The organism is Kribbella jiaozuonensis (assembly GCF_005233875.1).
Classification (GTDB): domain Bacteria; phylum Actinomycetota; class Actinomycetes; order Propionibacteriales; family Kribbellaceae; genus Kribbella; species Kribbella jiaozuonensis.
This window is the reverse complement of the sequence record NZ_SZPZ01000002.1, coordinates 700353-718023: the sequence shown is the minus strand read 5'-3', so window position 1 is coordinate 718023 and position 17671 is coordinate 700353. Positions and strand designations below refer to the sequence as shown.

Genomic DNA, 17671 nt, shown 5'->3' with positions numbered 1-17671 from the left:
GGCTCAGCTGACGGTGACGGTGGGTTCGCCGGCGTCGCCGGTGGTCTCCATGGTTTCGGCGATGCGCATGGCTTCTTCGATCAGGGTTTCTACGATGGCGGATTCCGGGACGGTCTTGATGACCTCGCCCTTGACGAAGATCTGGCCCTTGCCGTTGCCGGAGGCGACACCGAGGTCGGCTTCGCGGGCTTCGCCGGGGCCGTTGACGACGCAGCCCATGACCGCGACGCGGAGCGGGACCTCCATACCCTCGAGGCCGGCAGTGACCTGCTCGGCGAGGGTGTAGACGTCCACCTGGGCGCGGCCGCAGGACGGGCAGGAGACGATCTCGAGCTTGCGCTCACGCAGGTTCAGCGACTGCAGGATCTGCAGGCCGACCTTGACCTCCTCGACCGGCGGCGCGGACAGCGACACCCGGATCGTGTCACCGATGCCCTTCGACAGCAGCGCGCCGAAGGCGACCGACGACTTGATCGTGCCCTGGAACGCCGGGCCGGCCTCGGTCACGCCGAGGTGCAGGGGCCAGTCGCCCCGCTCGGCCAACTGCTCGTAGGCCTGCACCATCACGACCGGGTCGTTGTGCTTGACCGAGATCTTGAAGTCGTGGAAGTCGTGCTCCTCGAACAGCGACGCCTCCCAGACGGCCGACTCGACCAGCGCCTCGGGCGTCGCCTTGCCGTACTTCTCCAGCAGCCGCTTGTCCAGCGAACCCGCGTTCACGCCGATGCGCAGCGACGTACCGTGGTCCTTCGCCGCCTGGGCGATCTCCTTGACCTGGTCGTCGAACCTGCGGATGTTCCCCGGGTTCACCCGGACCGCGGCGCACCCGGCCTCGATCGCGGCGAACACGTAGCTCGGCTGGAAGTGGATGTCGGCGATCACCGGGATCTGCGAGTGCTTCGCGATCTCCGCGAGCGCGTCGGCGTCCTCCTGCCGCGGGCAGGCGACCCGGACGATGTCGCAGCCCGCCGCGGTCAGCTCGGCGATCTGCTGCAGCGTCTTGTTGACGTCGTTGGTCGGCGTGGTGGTCATCGACTGCACGGAGATCGGCGCGTCGCCGCCGACCAGCACGCTGCCGACCTTGATCTGACGGGTCTTGCGGCGCGGCGCGAGGGTCGGTGGCGGCAGCGCGGGCATGCCCAGGTTGATGCTCATGAGTCCTTAACCATTGGGGTGAGGGTCAGCCGTTGAAGAGCTTGATCGGGTTCACGATGTCGGCGATGACGAGCAGCACGCCCATCACCACGATCGCACTGGCCGCGACGTACGCGATCGGGAGCAGCTTGGCCACGTCGACGTACCCGGGGTCGGGCCGGCGGAACAGCTTGGCGAAGCCGCGCCGGATACCTTCCCAGATCGCGCCGATCATGTGGCCGCCGTCCAGCGGCAGCAGCGGGATGAAGTTGAACAGGGCAAGGAACAGGTTCAGCGAGGCGAGCAGCAGGATCCCGGTGGCGATCTTCTGGCCGACGCCGAGATCGCTGGAGGCGACCTCACCCGCGACCCGGCTGGCGCCGACGACACTCATCGGGCTGTCCTGGTCGCGCTGACCGCCGACGATCGACTTGGCGACCCCGACCAGCTTCTCCGGGAACTTGCCGAGCGCCTGCACGGTGCTGACGGTCAGCTTGCCCATCTGGTCGACGACGAAGCCGAAGCTCTGCCGCTCCACCTGCTCGGTCGGCGAGATCCCGAGGAAGCCGACCGAGACGAGCTTGTCGGAGGTGGCGCTCTCCTGGACCTGGTTCAGGATCGTGTTGGTCTGCAGGGTCTTCTGCGCACCGTTGCGCTCGACAACGATCACGGCCGGCTTGTCGGTGTTCGCGCGGATCAGCGGGGTGAGCTGGTCCCAGGTCGTGATCTGCGTGCCGTTGAACGACACGATCTTGTCGCCGACCTGGAAGCCGGCGTCCTTGGCCGGCGATACCTTGTCGGTGTCGGTGCACTTCCGGTCCGCAGTCGCCTGCGAGGCCGGGATCACGCAGTCCGTGACGGTGGAGACCGTCGTCTGCGCGACCGGCGTCCCGTAGAGCATGTACAGCCCGCCGAACAGCACGAACGCGATCACCACGTTCACCAGCGGCCCGGACGCCATCACGATCAGCTTCTTCCACCACACCTTCTGGTAGAAGAGCCGGCCGTCGTCCTCGGGCGAGATCGTCTCGTACTCCGCGGAGCGCGCGTTCTCGACCATCGACTGGATCGGGCCGGTGTTGGCCTTGCGGATCTTGGTCGGGTCCTGCCCCTTGCCCGGCGGCAGCATCCCGATGATCCGGACGAACCCGCCGGCCGGGATCGCCTTGATGCCGTACTCCGTCTCGCCGCGTTTGGTCGACCAGACGGTACGGCCGAAGCCGACGAAGAACTGCGTGACCTTCATCCCGAAGGCCTTCGCCGGGAGCATGTGGCCCATCTCATGCAGCGCCACCGAGATCAGCACCCCGACAACGAACAGCACGATGCCGAGAGTGGTGAGAAGCACAGTCATGCCTTCTGGTTCTCCTGTACGCCGCCGGTGATCTCACGAGCCCGCTTTCGGGCCCACGCGTCCGCGGCGAGCACGTCGTCGACGGACAGTTCCACATACGAGGGTACGTCGTGTTCGGTCACCACCCGGGCGACTGTGTCGACGATCCCGGTGAACGGCAGCCGACCGGCCCGGAACGCCTCCACGCACACCTCGTTCGCAGCGTTGAACACGGCCGGCGCCGTACCGCCCCGGGTGCCCGCCTCGCGGGCCAGGCCGACCGACGGGAACTCGGCGTCGTCGACCGGCTGGAACGTCCAGATGCTCGCCTCGGCGAAGTTCCACGGCGGCGATGCGTCCGCTATCCGGTCAGGCCAGCCGAGCGCGAGCCCGATCGGCACGGTCATCGTCGGTACGCCGACCTGCGCGATCGTGGCGCCGTCGAAGAACTCGACCATCGAGTGGATCGCCTGCTGCCGGTGGATCACGACGTCGATCCGGTCCATCGGGATGCCGAAGAGCAGATGCGCCTCGATCAGCTCCAGACCCTTGTTGACCAGCGTGGCCGAGTTGATCGTGACGACCGGGCCCATCGCGAAGTTCGGGTGGTTGAGGGCCTGCTCGACCGTGACGTCCGCGAGCTCGCTGCGGGGACGGCCGAGGAACGGGCCGCCGCTGGCGGTCAGGATGAGCTTGCGGACCTCGTTCGGCGTACCGCCGCGCAGGCACTGGGCGATCGCGCTGTGTTCGGAGTCGACCGCGACGATCTGGCCCGGCTTGGCCCGCCGGGTGACGATCGGCCCGCCGATCACCAGGGACTCCTTATTGGCCAGGGCCAGCGTGTTCCCGGCGTCCAGCGCGGCCAGCGTCGCGTGCAGGCCGACCGATCCGTTGATGCCGTTGAGAACCACGTCACACGGCATCGCGGCCAGCTCGCTGGAGGCATCCGGCCCGGTGATGATCTTCGGGATCCGGAACTCGCCCTGCGCATACCCTTTCCGCTGCGCCTCGGCGTAGAACGCCAGCTGCAGGTCCTGCGCGACCGTGGCCTTCGCGACCGCCACGACCTCGACGTCGAACTCGAGCGCCTGCTGCGCGAGCAACCCGACGTTGTGGCCGCCGCCGGACAGCGCGAGCACGCGGAAGCGCTCCCGGTTCCGGCTGATGAGCTCGAGCGCCGTAGTACCGATCGAGCCGGTCGAGCCGAGGATGACGACGCTGCGTGAGTTCACGACGCCATTCTTCCAGGTGCACTCAGCCGAGGTACAAGCGGAACGGCAGCGCGCCGAGCCGGATCTCGTCTCCGTCGCCGACCATCGAGGTCTCGATCCGTACGCCGTTCACCGAGGTCCCGTTGGTGGAGCCGAGGTCCCGCAGCTCGTAACTGTTCGCGTCGATCCGCAGCAGCTCCGCATGGTGCCGGCTGATCTCCTGCCGGTCGATGATCACATCGCAGTCCGGTGCGCGTCCGATCCGGACCAGGTCGAGCAGTGGTACGACGTCACCCTCCTGCCCCACGAGCACCGGCTGCGGTCCGGTCTCGAGGGCAGTCGCGATCTCGCCGACCCCGGCGGTGCGGATCGACAGCGAGACGATCAGGTCGTCGCCCTTGTCGACGTGCAGGTTGTGCTGAGCGCCGTACCCATGCAGGAGCTCGCCGTACTCGTCGATGACGACAGCGGAGACGTGGTAGTACCCCGGTGGCAGTTGTGCGTACGCCGCTGAGCCGAGCGAAGTCGTCAGTACTACAGCGTCGTACTCGCGGTGGCTGACGTCGGTGATCGTGATGAGGACCGGATTGTTGGCAGTGAGGTGCGCCTCGGCTCCGGTGTCGCCCGGGGTGAACTCGACGGTCACCAGCGGCGCCGGACGGACCTCGTCGAGTCCGACCAGGCGGTCGACAGCGGGCACGGTGCCGGTGGGGATGGCGAGCGGCACGTACTGACCGTGTGACCGCACGAGGAGGTCGAGCTGCGGCCTCGACACTCCGTTGCGGCGGGCCAGCAGGTACGCGTTCACCATGCCCTTGCCGAAGATGAAGGCAACGTCCCCCACCACGGCGCGCACGAATCCACTGATCGGCTCCATCTGCACCCCCAGTGCATCAGTATCCAGGAATCACGACTCCGGTACGGCGGTGTCCGGTGTGCCGCGTACCGTGGCCCGGTGACGACCCTGCTGATGATCGAGAACGACCAGGACAGCGGCCCGGGCAAGTTGCTCGGCTGGCTCGATGACCGTGGAATCACTCCCGTCGTCGTCCGGGCCTGGGACGGTGAGCCGGTTCCCACGAGCGTGGACGGTCATGCGGGGCTGATCATGCTCGGCGGCGGGCTGCTGCCCGACGAGGACGACCGTGCGCCGTGGTTGCCGGCGGAGCGTGAGCTGCTGCGTGATGCGCACGGCAAGGTGCCGGTGCTCGGGATCTGCTTGGGCGGGCAGTTGCTGGCGCACACGTTCGGCGGCGAGGTGCAGGGGAAGTACGGGCTGCCGGAGAAGGGTGTGACGTCGCTGACAGTCCTGCCTGCTGCCGCAGACGATCCGCTGCTCACCGATCTGCCGTCGACGGTGCGGGCGGTCGAGAGTCACCAGGACCAGATCACCCGGCTGCCGGAGGACGCCGTACTGCTGATGTCCAGCGAGCGGTGCCCGAACCAGATGCTGCGCGTCGGCGACCGGAGCTGGGGCGTGCAGTTCCACCCGGAGGTCGCAGCAGACCGGGTACGGCGGTGGAGCCCGGACAAGCTGCGGTCGATGGGGTTCGACCCGGCTGCCGTGCTCATGGATGCCGAGCGGTACGCGGAGGAGCTGGACAAGACGTGGTCGGCGGTTGTCGGGACGTTCTTGTCGTTCTGCTCGGACCGGTAGCGGCGCTACCTTTGGTCGCATGAGTCTGGAGCAGCCGCCGCCCGGTCACCGGGCATCCGACAACGACCGTGAGCGTGCCGCAGCCGTGGTCCAGGAAGCACATACAGACGGACGGCTGGACTTCGAGGAACTGGACGAGCGGCTGACCCAGATCTACACGGCGAAGACCCAGCTCGAACTGCGCAACGCGACCGCCGACCTGATGCCGGTCGCCCACGGCAGCACCCAGGAGCTCACCCTCCGCGCGAGGCACAGCGCACAGAAGCGTGAGGGCGCGTGGGTCGTGCCCGAGCGGCTGACCGCGATTGCGGAACACTCCTCGGTCAAACTCGACTTCACCGACGCGGTGGTCCACTGGGCCGACATCCACGTCGATGCACAGGCCATCCACAGCTCGGTGGTCATGGTCATCCCCGAAGGCTGGAGCGTCGACATCGACCAGGTCGAGGCAAACCACAGCAGCGCAAAGAACAAGGCCGTAGCCCCCCGCCCCGGCGGAGTCCGCCTCCACGTCACCGGCCGAGCCCACCACGCCAGCGTCATAGTCCGCCACCCCCGCAAACGCCACTGGTGGTGGCCCTGGTACCGCAAGTGATCGATTAGCGTTCGGGTATGACCGCTTCTCTGGATCTCGTGGATGTCGACTCTCTTCTGAGTGAGGAGGAGGTTGATGTTCGGGCGGCTGCTCGGCGGTTTGCGGATGAGCGGTTGCGGCCGGCGTTGCCGGAGTGGTTCGAGGCGGCTTCGATTCCGGCGCGGGAGTTGGCGAAGGAACTGGGGGCGCTCGGGTTTCTCGGGATGCACCTGACCGGGTACGGGTGTGCTGGGCTGGGCCCGGTGGCTTATGGCCTCGCCTGCCTGGAGATCGAGGCAGCGGACTCGGGGATGCGGTCATTGGTGTCTGTGCAGGGATCGCTGGCGATGTACGCGATCTGGAAGTACGGCAGCGACGAGCAGAAGGAGGAGTGGCTGCCCCGGATGTCCGCCGGTGAGGCGATCGGGTGCTTCGGGCTGACCGAGCCCGACTTCGGCTCGAACCCGGCCGGCATGCGCACCAACGCCCGCCGCGACGGTTCCAGTGACACGGACGACTGGGTGCTGAACGGCTCGAAGATGTGGATCACCAACGGTTCGGTCGCCGACGTCGCGGTGGTCTGGGCCCGGACCGACGACGGCGTCCGCGGCTTCGTCGTACCGACCTCGACGCCCGGCTTCTCGGCGCCGGAGATCAAGCAGAAGATGTCGCTGCGGGCATCGGTCACCTCCGAGCTGGTGCTCGAGGACGTACGCCTCCCGGCCAGCGCAATGTTGCCCGAGGCACGCGGTTTGTCCGGCCCGCTCGGCTGCCTGAACGAGGCCCGGTTCGGCATCATCTTCGGCGCGATGGGCGCGGCCCGCGACTGCCTCGAGACCGCGATCGCGTACGCCGGTGAGCGGATCGTCTTCGACAAGCCGCTCACGGCGTACCAGCTGACCCAGGCCAAGCTCGCCGACATGGCGGTCGAGCTGAACAAGGGCGTCCTGCTCGCCGTACACCTCGGCCGGCTGAAGGAGAAGGGCACGCTCCGCCCCGAGCAGGTGTCGGTCGGCAAACTGAACAACGTCCGCGAGGCGATCGCGATCGCCCGCGAGTGCCGCACGATCCTGGCGGCGAACGGCATCAGCGGCGAGTACCCGATCATGCGGCACGCCAACAATCTCGAGTCGGTCCTCACCTACGAAGGCACCTCCGAGGTGCACCAGCTCGTCATCGGCCAGGCGCTGACCGGGCAGTCCGCGTTCCGTTAGACCGCATACACCCGGCCTCTTCTGGGCACAGGGAGTGAGAGCAGTTACTCCCTGTTGATGGAAGGAGCAGGTATGCGGATCGGGGCCGGGATCGCACTCGTCGTGATCGGCGCTGTCATCGCGTTCGCCGTACGGGACACGTCCGACACGTTCAACCTGACCGCTCTCGGGATCATCATCATGCTCGGCGGAGCCGCGGGCATCTGGCTGTCGTACCGCCTCGCGAACCAGCGGCGGAGCACCGACCGTCCGGTCATCGACCCGGAGGTCGAGGCTCAGTACCGCACGGCCCCGCCGGAGCGCGTCGCCGACGAGCCGATCGACGTGACCCCGACACATCTCCGCGGGAAGCAGAACCGCTCGCAGATGTAGCCACGATCGTCGGCGCGAGCCGGGTACACCATGAGTTCATGGACCGCAACCGTGAACTGCTCGAACGCCTGTGGACGTCCGACGGCGAGCTCGCGCTCTCGGCGGAGGCCGAGCACGAGTTGCGCACCGAGGACCGGTCGGACTACGGCGGCGACGTGTACTACGTGGCGAACGTCGTCGAGTTCCGCGACGGCCGGATCGCGCACGAGACCCGGATCTATGGGGCTCCGTTCGACCCGCCCGAGTGGCGGGCGAAGTACGTTACTTCGCCACCTCAGTAGCCCTGGACTCGCGTACGACGGTCACGCGGATCTGGCCCGGGTACGTCAGCTCCTCCTCGACCTGCTTCGCGATATCGCGCGCCATCACCTGCGCCGCGATGTCGTCGACCGCGTCCGGTAGCACCATCACCCGGATCTCCCGGCCGGCCTGCATCGCGAACACCTTCTCGACGCCCTCGTGGTGCATCGCGATCTCTTCGAGGCGTTCGAGCCGCTGGACGTACGCCTCCAACGATTCGCGCCGCGCACCGGGCCGCCCGCCACTCACCGCATCCGCGGCCTGCGTCAGCACAGCCTCGACGGTCCGTACCTCGACCTCGTTGTGGTGCGCCTCGATGCAGTGCACGACGTCGTCGTTCTCGCCGTACTTGCGGGCCAGCTCGGCCCCGACGATTGCGTGACTGCCCTCGGACTCGTGCGTGAGCGCCTTGCCGATGTCGTGCAGGAACGCGCCGCGCTTGCACAGCTTGGGATCCAGCCCGAGCTCGGCCGCCATCATCCCCGCGATATGCGCCGACTCGATCAGGTGCTTGAGCACGTTCTGCCCGTACGACGTCCGGTAGCGGAGCAGCCCCATCGTGCGAACGAGCTCCGGGTGGAGGTCCGTGATCCCGACATCGGCCATCGCGTCCTCGGCCGCCCGCTCGCACAGCTCGGCAACCTCGCCCTTGCTGCGCTCGTAGATCTCCTCGATCCGGCTGGGGTGGATCCGGCCGTCGAGCACGAGCGAGTCCAGGGTCAGCCGCGCGGTCTCCCTCCGTACCGGATCGAAGCAGGACAACAGCACCGCTTCAGGGGTGTCGTCGATGATCAGGTTCACGCCGGTGGTCTGCTCGAACGACCGGATGTTGCGGCCCTCGCGCCCGATGATCCGGCCCTTCATGTCGTCACTCGGCAGGTGTACGACGGACACGACCGACTCGCTGGTCTGCTCGGACGCCAACCGCTGCACCGCGCCGGTGATGATCTTGCGGGCCTTGATCTCGCCCTCGTCCTGGGCCTGCCGCTCGATGTCGCGGACGATCGTGTGCGCGTGCCGCTTGGCCTCTTCCTCGATCGACGCGACCAGCTCGGCCTTGGCCTGCTCGGTGGTCAGGTTCGCGACGCCTTCGAGGATCCGGCGGCGCTCGTCCTCGAGGTCCTTGATCTCTTGCTTGCGCTGATCGAGCTCGGCCAGCTGCGCGGTCAGCTCGAGTTGGCGTTGCTCCATCGCGCGGTGCTGCTCGTCGGCCCGCTCCTCGCGTTCGGTCAGCCGGTGGTCGCGGCGCTCCATCTCGAGTCGCTGCTCGCGCAGGTCGTCCCGGATCGACTGCGCCTCCGCCTCGGCTTCCCGCCGTACGTCGGACGCCCGCTGCTCGGCATCCCGCCGTACTTCGGAGGCACGGTCCTCGGCGCTGCGGCGGATCTCCTCGCTGCGCTGCTCGGCCGCCTCGGCCCGCGTCCGCAGGACGGCGGCCTCTTCCTCGGCCTGCCGGCGTACCAGCTCGGCGGCGGACTTCGCGCCGGCGGCCAGCTGCGCGGCCTCGAGTTGGGCGGTCGAGTTGTCGGCGGCTTTCCGGCGGGAGAGGGTCAGGCCGATCCAGGCCAGCAATCCGGCGATCAGCAAACCGATCAGGGTCAGGCCAATGGACGTAGCGGTCATCGGCTTCTCCCCTCTCCTTCGAGTCCACGCGGGACTGTGGCCGTCTGTCGAAGGGACTCGCCACTGGTACGACTGAAGGCGCCACCGGGGTTCCGGCGGCTATCGGGGTACGGCAGTGCCGGTGCCACCTGGGTATGGCGGTACCGGTGTCTGCCGTTGCGACGACTCCGTGGATGCCGCGCGGTGCGGCTTTCCAGCGTTGCTTGCCTCTTGCTCACCGTGAGTCGCCGCCGACAACGCGGAGATCGCGGTGACGCCGCTCGCGCCCTGACCGGATGGTTACCGTCCGGGTTTTGCGTGCGGTGCCGTCTATCGACGGCGCATGGCGCCGTCGTCCTTCCTTCAGCTCAGTCGAGCGTGGTTGCGTCTTTTTGCCGGTCAGTCGGCTGTTTCACCCGACTCGCCGATCGTTATATCCGCCACCGTTGCGGTGGATTCATCCCTTCTTGATCCCGAGGCTAAGCGCGGCCCATCACGCGGTCAAGACGGACACTCCCCCGTCACCCGCGGGATGAGACCACTTCGGGCACTGGACTACTCCACAACGGGCAGAGGTCTACACCCCGAGCCGGCCGGACCTCCAGCACCCGCGGCGCCGAACCGGCCGCGGGGCTGCAGATGCGGAGCTGATCAGTTCGCGGGGCCGTCCACGGGCGAGCTGGTCGAACGGTCGGCGGGCCGGTCCGGCTCCGCCGTACCCGCGGTGGTGGACTCCGAGGTCGTGTCCGCGGGTGTCTGATCTGCCTGGGCTGCCTGGCCCGGCTCTTCGGTGGTCTGCTTGTCGACGAACGTGCCGACCTTCTGCTGGACCGAGTCGACCTTCTCCGCGTACTTCCCGCCGGTCTGCTTGTCGATCAGGTCGCCGGCCTTCTCGACGCCGGCTTTGATCTTGTCCGGGTTCTGCTTGACGACATTCCGGAGCCAGTTCTTCGCCTGTTCCTGGAAATCGTTCATTGCACCCTCCGCGGTGTCTGGGGCGGATCGACGGAAAATCCCAGCCTACGGACCGATCCAAATACCAGTCCTACCTCGGATAACACACCGTCGCACCGCACCCGTCAACGCCCCTCGCCGCTCACCGGACCTGAAACCACTTCACTCTCCGTTACCGGCCGTCCAGGTGCGCCTTCGCCACCTCGGCCGGAGCGTGCACCAGCCACCCGTCGAGCAAGGCCTCTCGCAGCGCCTCTTCCGGCACCTTGTCGAGCTCCACGAGCACGGCGGCGTACCCGTTGAAGTGCGGAATCGTGAAGAACCCGTCGTCTGCGCGCGCGGCCAACACGGCTTCCTTCTCGGCCAGGTCCTCGACCGTGATCGCCAGGATCGGCCCGTCGGGCGGCGTCTCGTCGCCGTACCGCTTGAGGTCTGCCTTGCTGAACGGCCGCTCCCACGCGTACCCCTTGCCGCCGACCGCCCAGGTCCGCCGGCCGTGCCGAGTCGTCTCCTCGGTTTCGGGCAGTTGGCCAACCAACCGCTCCACGTCTTCGAAGGTCGCCATGGCGCTGACGCTACCGCTTGTCGGGGCGTGACGCGGCCGGGCAATCAGATGCGATTGCCCGGCCGTCGTCCTACGTCAGAGGCGGTGGCGGCTGCCACGTTCCTGGTGCGGCACGACCTGCGACGAAGTCGGGAACGTCGGAGCCGGCAACTGCGCGGCCTCGTACGTGGCCAGGTTCAGCCGCGCGCCCGTCTCGGGAAGCGCCGGCGGCTTGCTGACGTGGTCGTGGCGGAACACCGAGGTCAGGTCACCGAACGTCTTGCGACGCCACGGGCTGATGTTCGGCTCCTGTACGCCCGTGAGCTTCTCGAGGAACTGCACGACCGACGTGTGGTCGAACTTCTGGCTGCTGACCCAGCCTCCGGCCGTCCACGGCGAGACCACGATGCACGGCACCCGGAATCCACCACCGATCGGCAGGTTGAGCGCGTACTCGTCCGGCGTCCCGACGGGAGCGGTCGGCGGTACGACGTGGTCGAACAAGCCGTCGTTCTCGTCGTAGTTGAGGATGAAGACGGTCTTCTTCCAGACGTCCGGGTTGGCGGCGATCGCGGCGATCTTCGACGCGACGAAGTCGGCCCCGGCGGCCGGCATCTCCTTGGGGTGCTCCGAGACGCCGCCGGCGGTCATCAGCCAGGAAACGGTCGGGAGCTTGTCGTGCAGAGCGTCGTACTCGAACTGGCCGAGCGACGACACCTTCATGCCCTTGTCGTACAGCGGCGTACCGGGCGTGGCGTCCTGGAACTGCTTGAAGTGCGGGAGCATGTTGTAGCTGCTCAGACCGACCTGGTCCTGGTACACGTTCCAGCTGACCCCGGCGGCCTCGAGGCGTTCGGCGTACGTCGTCCACCGGTACGCACCGTTGGGCAGCGAGTTCGACGTGATCGGGCCGCCGAGCGTGCCGCCCGGGTCGATCGTGCCGGTCTGCCAGTACAGACGGTTCGGCCAGGTCGGGCCCTGGACCGAGCAGTGGTACTGGTCGCAGATCGTGAACGCGTCGGCGAGCGCGTACTGGAACGGGATGTCGTCGCGGGTGTAGTACCCCATCACGTACGGCCCGTTGGCCTTGTCCGCGGCGCGGTGCGCGGGCAGCCAGGCGTCCATCTTGCCGCCGTTCCAGGCCTGGTGCTGGACCGAGTACGCGTGGCTCGTCGACGGGATCGCCTGCGAGTTGGTGGAGTGGGTGTCGAGGTGGAACGGCAGCAGGTAGCCGTCCGGGTTCTCCGTGTCGGGCTGGTAGAAGACGTTGCGCCCGGTGGACAGCTTGATCGCGTGCGGGTCGTCGAACCCGGCCACTCCCGACAGCGTGCCGAAGTAGTGGTCGAAGCTGCGGTTCTCCTGCATGAGCATCACAACGTGCTTGATGTCGCCGAGCCGCGCCGGGCGCGGCGGCGGGGACGCGAGGGCCTTCTGAACGCTCGCGGGCATCAACGCGGCCGCGGCACCCAGGCTCGCGGTCGCAGCAGCGCCGCCGAGAAAACGGCGGCGGGTGAAGTCAGACATTGGGCGGAACCTCTCGAAAGTAGGCGGTGATTCCGTCAAGAACCTTCCGCCCACAAAGTGGCCAGCGCCCGGCTCACTCCCCAACACTGCCGGACCAGTTACCGAGCACGACCTTTAGCAAAGGTAAACACCCTTAGGCCTGACCCGGTTGATTCGCCGCCGCCCAGAGCCATGGGCCGGTGCATCGGGTGAATCCGGCGTGCAGGTAGAAGTCCGCTGCCTCTTCGTCGATCGCCGAGACGAAGACCACCTCGGCGCCCAGCCCTCCTAGCCAGGATCTGCACTGCGCGAGCAGGGCCCTACCTGTCCCGGAGTCACGGCTTGCCGGATCTACTACGAGCTCTTCCAGGACGCCGTACGGCTCGTGTCCGTAGTCGACAAAGGTCGCTACGAGGAGCCCTCGGATCTCGTCGTCACCGGCAACGAAGGTCCGTGCCTGCTGGTGGATCTCGGGCAGGGTCGTGGAGTCTGCACTGTCGCCGTGCAGTTCGCGCAACAGCCGCTGGATGCCTGCTCGATCCGCCGGTGTCGCTTCACGGATGATCGGCGGCTCGGTCGTCATTCAGGTCCTAGGCCGGACGAATCAATGAGCGGAAACTCGTCGTGCGAGGCGTCCAGCTCCTGCTTCACGATGCTCATCGCCATCCCGCCCGAGTACCCCTTCCGCGCAAGCATCCCGAGCAGTCGGCGCATCGCCACCTGCCGCTCCAGCGAACGCATCGACCGCAACTTCCGCCGTACCAGCTGCCTCGCCGTCTCTTCTTCCTGCTCCGGCTCCAACTCCTCGAGCGCGTCCCTGGCCAGCTCTTCGTCGACGCCTCGCCGCCGAAGCTCTTGCGCGAGCGCACGCTTCCCCAACCCACGCCCCCGATGCCGCGACTCGACCCACGCATTCGCGAACGCGGCATCGTCGATCAGCCCGACATCCGTGAACCGATCCAGCACCTCATCGGCCACCTCGTCCGGAATGTCCCGCTCCGCCAACACATCAGCCAACTCGGCCCTCGTCCGCGGCTGCCCCGTCAACTTATCGAGCAAGATCGTCCGAGCCACCGAAGCCGGATCCGCCTCCTGCTCCATCGCCGCATCCCCAACCCCTTCCGGCTCCTCACTCCCCCGCCGCTTCCGCCCCCGCCCAAACCCCCCACCAACAGTCCGCCGCCCCCGACTCCCCCGCCCACCAGCCCGCCCACTCTCCGCAGCCCACCCACCCACCGCAGGCCCGTCCCCACCAGCCCGCCCTGCTGCAGGCCCGTCCCCACCAGCCTGCGCGTCCCTACCAGCCTGCGCGTCCCCACCAGCCTGCGCGTCCCCACCAACCTGCCCCTCAGCCCGCCCAGCAGCCCGCCCGCCTACTGCAGGCCCGTCCCCACCAGCCTGCCCGTCAGCGTGTCCAGCAGCCTGCCCGCCTACTGCGGGCCCATCCCCAGCAGCCTGCCCGTCAGCCTGCGCAGCAGCCCGCCCACCAGCTACCGACCGACCCGACGCACCCGACTCGCCACCCGATGCCCCATCGCCCGCCGCCCCCACCGACGGAGCGTCGCCCTCCGACCCGCTCCGGGCTATCAGCCTGCTCTCGCCTGCCGGCGCGCTCTCGTCCGCCAGCTCGCTCTCGCCCGCCGGCCCGTTCTCGCCTGCCGGCCAGCTCTCGTCCGCGGACGTGTGCTCGTTGGCGGACGTGTTCTCACCCTCGGGCGGCGCTTGCGCTGGGGTCGTGCTCTCCGACTGTGAAGACTCGTCAGCCGGCGTGCGCTGGTCCGCGCCGGGTGTGCGCTCGGCAGTCGGCGTACGGCTCGCCGGCGTTTGAGGACTCGACGAGATGCCAGCGGCGGGCCTAACCGCGGTTGCTGGATCCGCGTCTGCCCACGGATCGAACTGTCCTGAAGGCGTACCCAGATCTGCAGCCCGTGCAGGCGCGTCATCCGCAAAGGCACGCGCCTCAGCCAACCGATCCGCCGCCCGCGCCTCGAACGTACGACCGGAGCGCTCCTCCTGCTCACCCCAAGGATCAAGCGAACCTGCGCCCGAATCCGGCCCCGAACCACCCCGACGCTTCGCCGGCCGAGCCTTCTTCTGCTCGTCCTGCGGTTCGTCCCACGGGTCGACCGTGCCGACCGTTCGCCTGATGGAGCCCGTACGTCGGCGAGAACCGTCCCACCCCGACTCGTCCTCACCCACGAACTCGTCCGCATCGGCCAACGGCTCACCCCGCCGCGCACCCGACGTACGACCAGCACGACGCCCACGCCCCAAGCCCGCATCAGAACCACGAACTGCGTCGGAGCCGCCTTCATCAGCGCGACCCCGCTCAGCACCACCAGCACGATCAGTACTGCGATCGGCGCCGGAACCAGCCTCTTGACTCGAACTGCTGGACAGCGTGGAAGCGTCCGTGCCCGCAGCTAGGAGTTTGCGTGCCAGCGCCAGGCGTTCGTCGTGGGGTAGAGACAGCGCCGCGGGGGCAGCGTCGTCGGCAGCGGTGGGCTGCCGGGGGACGCTGCCGCCCGCGGTGGGGCGATCAGAAGTCGACATCGACCTCGGCCGCAGCGGCCTCGGCGGCCGGCTGGTCAAGCGTCGGGCCGATGCCCATCTTCTCCTTGATCTTCTTCTCCAGCTCGTTGGCCAGATCGGGGTTGTCGCGCAGGAAGTTCCGCGCGTTCTCCCGGCCCTGGCCGAGCTGGTCGCTCTCGTAGGTGAACCAGGCGCCGGCCTTGCGGACGAAGCCCTGATCCACACCGAGGTCGAGCAGGCTGCCCTCGCGGCTGATGCCCTGGCCGTAGATGATGTCGAACTCGGCCTGCTTGAACGGCGGGGCCACCTTGTTCTTCACGACCTTGACCCGGGTCCGGTTGCCGACCACGTCGGTACCGTCCTTCAGCGACTCGATCCGGCGCACGTCCAGCCGCACCGACGCGTAGAACTTCAGCGCCTTACCACCGGTCGTCGTCTCCGGAGAGCCGAACATCACGCCGATCTTCTCGCGCAGCTGGTTGATGAAGATCGCGGTCGTGTTCGTCCCGCTGACCGCACCGGTCATCTTCCGCAGCGCCTGGCTCATCAGCCGGGCCTGCAGACCGACGTGGCTGTCGCCCATCTCGCCCTCGATCTCGGCGCGCGGCACCAGCGCGGCCACCGAGTCGATCACGACGATGTCGATCGCGCCGGAGCGGACCAGCATGTCGGCGATCTCCAGCGCCTGCTCACCGGAGTCGGGCTGCGAGACCAGCAGCGCGTCGGTGTCGACGCCGAGCTTCTTCGCGTACTCCGGGTCGAGCGCATGCTCGGCGTCGATAAAGGCCGCGATCCCGCCGGCCCGCTGCGCATTCGCGACCGCGTGCAGGGCGACCGTCGTCTTACCGGAAGATTCCGGGCCGTAGATCTCCACCACGCGACCGCGTGGCAGACCACCGATCCCGAGCGCGATGTCGAGCGAGATCGACCCGGTCGGGATGACCTCGATCGGCGGCCTGTTCTGCTCCCCCAAACGCATCACCGAACCCTTGCCACACTGCCGCTCGATCTGCGTCAGCGCGGTCGCAAGCGCCTTCTCGCGATCGGCCACCGCGCGCTCCGCACTCGCTGCACCCGCCATCTGAATGCCACCTGACCCATCTCATAATCGGGGCCGCTTCCCAGCCGCCCGGAGGACTTCTCGTGTCGCCAGAGAAGGTATCCATCACGTCGGACAGTTTTCGTCGCCACTTCCGAATCTGTGGACAACTCGGCCGCCCGCCACACCTTCCGCGCACCAAAGTATCCCGAACACGTGTTCGAATCACAACTGACACGCCGAAGCTTGCACGGCAACCGATCTGACCCGCCGGATCCCTACCCTTGCGGGCGTGACCGACCGTCCCGACGTGCCCGATTCCGCCGTGATCCTGGCACTCAGCAGGGTCGAGTTCGGCATCGACACCGTCCTCGACGCGCTCCGTACCCCCGACCCGTTCGGCGTCCGCAGCATCCTGACGGAGTACTCCGCCCAGGAGAAGCCCAACCTGGCCGAAAGAGCACTGATCCTCGCGATCGACCAGCTGCTGAAGATGCAGGTGCCCGGGCACTCGGAGTGGCCGAAGCTGCCGCTCGCCAAGCGCTGCGACTGGTGGGTGGAGCGGCTGGGCGGATTCGCGGCGGTGGTCGCGGCCTTCCCCCGGATCAGCGGTGCGGCCGCCGACCGGCTCCCGATCAAAGACACCCTCGGCGCCGCCGTGCAGGCCATGGTGATCGGCGCCATCTGCCGCGAGTACGGCGTGGAAGCGCACGCCGACCGCACTGCGGTCATCGCACGCGTGCTGACCGACCGCCCGATCACTCCGGACGAAGTACTCAAGTACGACGACCCGACCGCGGCCGGACAGGACGTGGCGAAGCAGCTAGGTCTCGGCGACGACTCCGAGGAGGCCGGACTGCGTCAGGGCATCCGTCTGCTCTGGCGGATCAGCAAACTCTTCGGCGGGCTCGGTGAGGTGTTCGAGGAGCGTCCGCGGGGCGGCCTCGGCGCCCGGTTCGTCGGGAAGCTGCCGGGTATCGGAATGATCGGCGGGTACTTCGACGAGCGCAGGGCCATTCGCAAGGCGGCGTACGAAGCGGCCGACCTCCTCACGAACGGCGCGTTCCGGGTCAAACCTGTCTGAAGGACTGTGACCGGCCGCCGGAGTACTGGGATGATCTCCGCATGACTGGGATCGTCATCGTACGACCGGACGACAGCTGGCCCTCGCAGTACGAGAAGACCGCGCATGTGATCGGCGGACTGCTCGGCGAACTGGCTCAGCGGATCGATCACGTCGGCTCCACCGCGGTGCCCCGCCTGCCGGCCAAGGACATCCTGGACATCCAGGTGACGGTCGGCACGGAGCCAGAGCTGGACGACGTGGCGGAGCGGATGGCCGCTGCGGACTGGGAATTGCGGCCGCCGCGTCGTGACCACCCGGTGCCGGGCCTGCCTACCGATGACACGCAGTGGGTGAAACGCATGCTGGTCGAGCCGATGTACCGGCGCCGGGTGAATCTGCACATCCGCGTGGCCGGACGCGCCAACCAGCGGTACGCGCTGCTGTTCCGCGACTATCTGCGCAGCCATCCGGAGACAGCACGTGCGTACGCCGCCTTCAAGCAGCACGCTGCCGCCCTCCGGCTCGAGATCGGCGACTACTCCGATCTCAAGGACCCGGTCTGCGACCTCATCTACCTGCCTGCCGAGGAATGGGCTACCCGCACCGGGTGGACCGCCTAGACCATTTGTTGCCTAA

Annotated in this window: 18 protein-coding genes; 7 read left to right on the top strand and 11 right to left on the bottom strand. The window is 67.9% G+C overall.

Features of this window, described 5'->3' with window-relative positions; genetic code table 11:
• Positions 1-3: 3 nt before the first annotated feature.
• From ispG to FDA38_RS14960, 4 genes are read right to left on the bottom strand one after another with little or no spacing between them, the layout of a single operon-like run.
• Positions 4-1155, bottom strand: a complete 1152-nt coding sequence (ispG, locus tag FDA38_RS14975) for a flavodoxin-dependent (E)-4-hydroxy-3-methylbut-2-enyl-diphosphate synthase (RefSeq protein ID WP_137254637.1) — start codon at positions 1153-1155, stop codon at positions 4-6.
• Positions 1156-1180: 25 nt separating this feature from the next.
• Positions 1181-2488: a M50 family metallopeptidase gene (locus FDA38_RS14970; protein WP_137254636.1), complete on the bottom strand. Its 1308-nt coding sequence runs from the start codon at positions 2486-2488 to the stop codon at positions 1181-1183.
• Positions 2485-3699: a 1-deoxy-D-xylulose-5-phosphate reductoisomerase gene (gene dxr / locus FDA38_RS14965; protein WP_137254635.1), complete on the bottom strand. Its 1215-nt coding sequence runs from the start codon at positions 3697-3699 to the stop codon at positions 2485-2487. Before dxr ends, FDA38_RS14970 begins: the two co-directional genes overlap by 4 nt.
• Positions 3700-3721: 22 nt before the next feature.
• Positions 3722-4555, bottom strand: a complete 834-nt coding sequence (locus tag FDA38_RS14960) for an FHA domain-containing protein (protein ID WP_137254634.1) — start codon at positions 4553-4555, stop codon at positions 3722-3724.
• A gap of 78 nt (positions 4556-4633) precedes the next feature.
• On the opposite strand from FDA38_RS14960, the gene FDA38_RS14955 reads away from it, so the two are divergent.
• From FDA38_RS14955 to FDA38_RS14935, 5 genes are all read left to right on the top strand, one after another.
• Positions 4634-5335, top strand: a complete 702-nt coding sequence (locus tag FDA38_RS14955) for a type 1 glutamine amidotransferase (protein WP_137254633.1) — start codon at positions 4634-4636, stop codon at positions 5333-5335.
• Between the two features lie 19 nt (positions 5336-5354).
• Positions 5355-5930 carry a DUF1707 SHOCT-like domain-containing protein gene (locus tag FDA38_RS14950; RefSeq protein WP_137254632.1) on the top strand — a complete coding sequence of 192 codons (576 nt, stop codon included), beginning with the start codon at positions 5355-5357 and terminating at the stop codon, positions 5928-5930.
• 17 nt (positions 5931-5947) lie between these two features.
• The gene (locus tag FDA38_RS14945) at positions 5948-7123 is read left to right on the top strand and encodes an acyl-CoA dehydrogenase family protein (RefSeq protein ID WP_137254631.1); all 1176 of its coding nucleotides are present in this window, start codon (positions 5948-5950) and stop codon (positions 7121-7123) included.
• Positions 7124-7195: 72 nt separating this feature from the next.
• A complete protein-coding gene (locus FDA38_RS14940; protein ID WP_202877692.1) occupies positions 7196-7495 on the top strand; it encodes a DUF6458 family protein in 300 nt (99 codons plus the stop codon).
• 38 nt (positions 7496-7533) lie between these two features.
• Complete coding sequence (locus FDA38_RS14935; protein ID WP_137254630.1) at positions 7534-7776, top strand: hypothetical protein; 243 nt, start codon at positions 7534-7536, stop codon at positions 7774-7776.
• On the opposite strand, the gene rny is transcribed toward FDA38_RS14935, so the two are convergent.
• The 7 genes from rny to recA all read right to left on the bottom strand — a co-directional run bounded on the left by rny (position 7757) and on the right by recA (position 16011).
• Positions 7757-9418 (bottom strand): ribonuclease Y, encoded by a 1662-nt coding sequence (gene rny / locus FDA38_RS14930; protein ID WP_137254629.1) that lies wholly within the window; start codon positions 9416-9418, stop codon positions 7757-7759. The two genes, FDA38_RS14935 and rny, sit on opposite strands and share 20 nt — an antisense overlap.
• A 630-nt stretch (positions 9419-10048) precedes the next feature.
• A complete protein-coding gene (locus tag FDA38_RS14925; protein ID WP_137254628.1) occupies positions 10049-10372 on the bottom strand; it encodes an antitoxin in 324 nt (107 codons plus the stop codon).
• 151 nt (positions 10373-10523) lie between these two features.
• Complete coding sequence (locus FDA38_RS14920; protein ID WP_137254627.1) at positions 10524-10916, bottom strand: MmcQ/YjbR family DNA-binding protein; 393 nt, start codon at positions 10914-10916, stop codon at positions 10524-10526.
• A 75-nt stretch (positions 10917-10991) separates the two neighbouring features.
• Positions 10992-12419, bottom strand: coding sequence for an alkaline phosphatase family protein (locus tag FDA38_RS14915; protein ID WP_137254626.1), 1428 nt, complete (start codon positions 12417-12419; stop codon positions 10992-10994).
• A gap of 133 nt (positions 12420-12552) precedes the next feature.
• Complete coding sequence (locus FDA38_RS14910) at positions 12553-12981, bottom strand: GNAT family N-acetyltransferase (protein WP_137254625.1); 429 nt, start codon at positions 12979-12981, stop codon at positions 12553-12555.
• On the bottom strand, positions 12978-14951 hold the full coding sequence (locus tag FDA38_RS43075; protein ID WP_233714723.1) for a RecX family transcriptional regulator: 1974 nt from the start codon (positions 14949-14951) through the stop codon (positions 12978-12980). The genes FDA38_RS14910 and FDA38_RS43075 overlap by 4 nt, the downstream gene beginning before the upstream one ends.
• Positions 14938-16011 carry a recombinase RecA gene (recA, locus tag FDA38_RS14900; RefSeq protein ID WP_137254624.1) on the bottom strand — a complete coding sequence of 358 codons (1074 nt, stop codon included), beginning with the start codon at positions 16009-16011 and terminating at the stop codon, positions 14938-14940. The genes FDA38_RS43075 and recA overlap by 14 nt, the downstream gene beginning before the upstream one ends.
• A gap of 250 nt (positions 16012-16261) precedes the next feature.
• Here recA and FDA38_RS14895 point away from each other — a divergent pair, with 250 nt between their 5' ends.
• Together FDA38_RS14895 and FDA38_RS14890 are read left to right on the top strand one after the other, a co-directional pair.
• Positions 16262-17053, top strand: coding sequence for a hypothetical protein (locus FDA38_RS14895; protein WP_137254623.1), 792 nt, complete (start codon positions 16262-16264; stop codon positions 17051-17053).
• 41 nt (positions 17054-17094) lie between these two features.
• Positions 17095-17655: a GrpB family protein gene (locus FDA38_RS14890; protein ID WP_137254622.1), complete on the top strand. Its 561-nt coding sequence runs from the start codon at positions 17095-17097 to the stop codon at positions 17653-17655.
• Positions 17656-17671: the final 16 nt, after the last annotated feature.

Bases quoted from the DNA above. Each gene is read 5' to 3' on its own strand.
- ispG (WP_137254637.1), bottom strand. From the start codon at position 1,155: ATGAGCATCAACCTGGGCATGCCCGCGCTGCCGCCACCGACCCTCGCG.
- FDA38_RS14970 (WP_137254636.1), bottom strand. From the start codon at position 2,488: ATGACTGTGCTTCTCACCACTCTCGGCATCGTGCTGTTCGTTGTCGGG.
- FDA38_RS14960 (WP_137254634.1), bottom strand. From the start codon at position 4,555: ATGGAGCCGATCAGTGGATTCGTGCGCGCCGTGGTGGGGGACGTTGCC.
- FDA38_RS14950 (WP_137254632.1), top strand. From the start codon at position 5,355: ATGAGTCTGGAGCAGCCGCCGCCCGGTCACCGGGCATCCGACAACGAC.
- FDA38_RS14945 (WP_137254631.1), top strand. From the start codon at position 5,948: ATGACCGCTTCTCTGGATCTCGTGGATGTCGACTCTCTTCTGAGTGAG.
- FDA38_RS14940 (WP_202877692.1), top strand. From the start codon at position 7,196: ATGCGGATCGGGGCCGGGATCGCACTCGTCGTGATCGGCGCTGTCATC.
- FDA38_RS14935 (WP_137254630.1), top strand. From the start codon at position 7,534: ATGGACCGCAACCGTGAACTGCTCGAACGCCTGTGGACGTCCGACGGC.
- rny (WP_137254629.1), bottom strand. From the start codon at position 9,418: ATGACCGCTACGTCCATTGGCCTGACCCTGATCGGTTTGCTGATCGCC.
- FDA38_RS14925 (WP_137254628.1), bottom strand. From the start codon at position 10,372: ATGAACGATTTCCAGGAACAGGCGAAGAACTGGCTCCGGAATGTCGTC.
- FDA38_RS14920 (WP_137254627.1), bottom strand. From the start codon at position 10,916: ATGGCGACCTTCGAAGACGTGGAGCGGTTGGTTGGCCAACTGCCCGAA.
- FDA38_RS14915 (WP_137254626.1), bottom strand. From the start codon at position 12,419: ATGTCTGACTTCACCCGCCGCCGTTTTCTCGGCGGCGCTGCTGCGACC.
- FDA38_RS14910 (WP_137254625.1), bottom strand. From the start codon at position 12,981: ATGACGACCGAGCCGCCGATCATCCGTGAAGCGACACCGGCGGATCGA.
- FDA38_RS43075 (WP_233714723.1), bottom strand. From the start codon at position 14,951: ATGTCGACTTCTGATCGCCCCACCGCGGGCGGCAGCGTCCCCCGGCAG.
- recA (WP_137254624.1), bottom strand. From the start codon at position 16,011: ATGGCGGGTGCAGCGAGTGCGGAGCGCGCGGTGGCCGATCGCGAGAAG.
- FDA38_RS14890 (WP_137254622.1), top strand. From the start codon at position 17,095: ATGACTGGGATCGTCATCGTACGACCGGACGACAGCTGGCCCTCGCAG.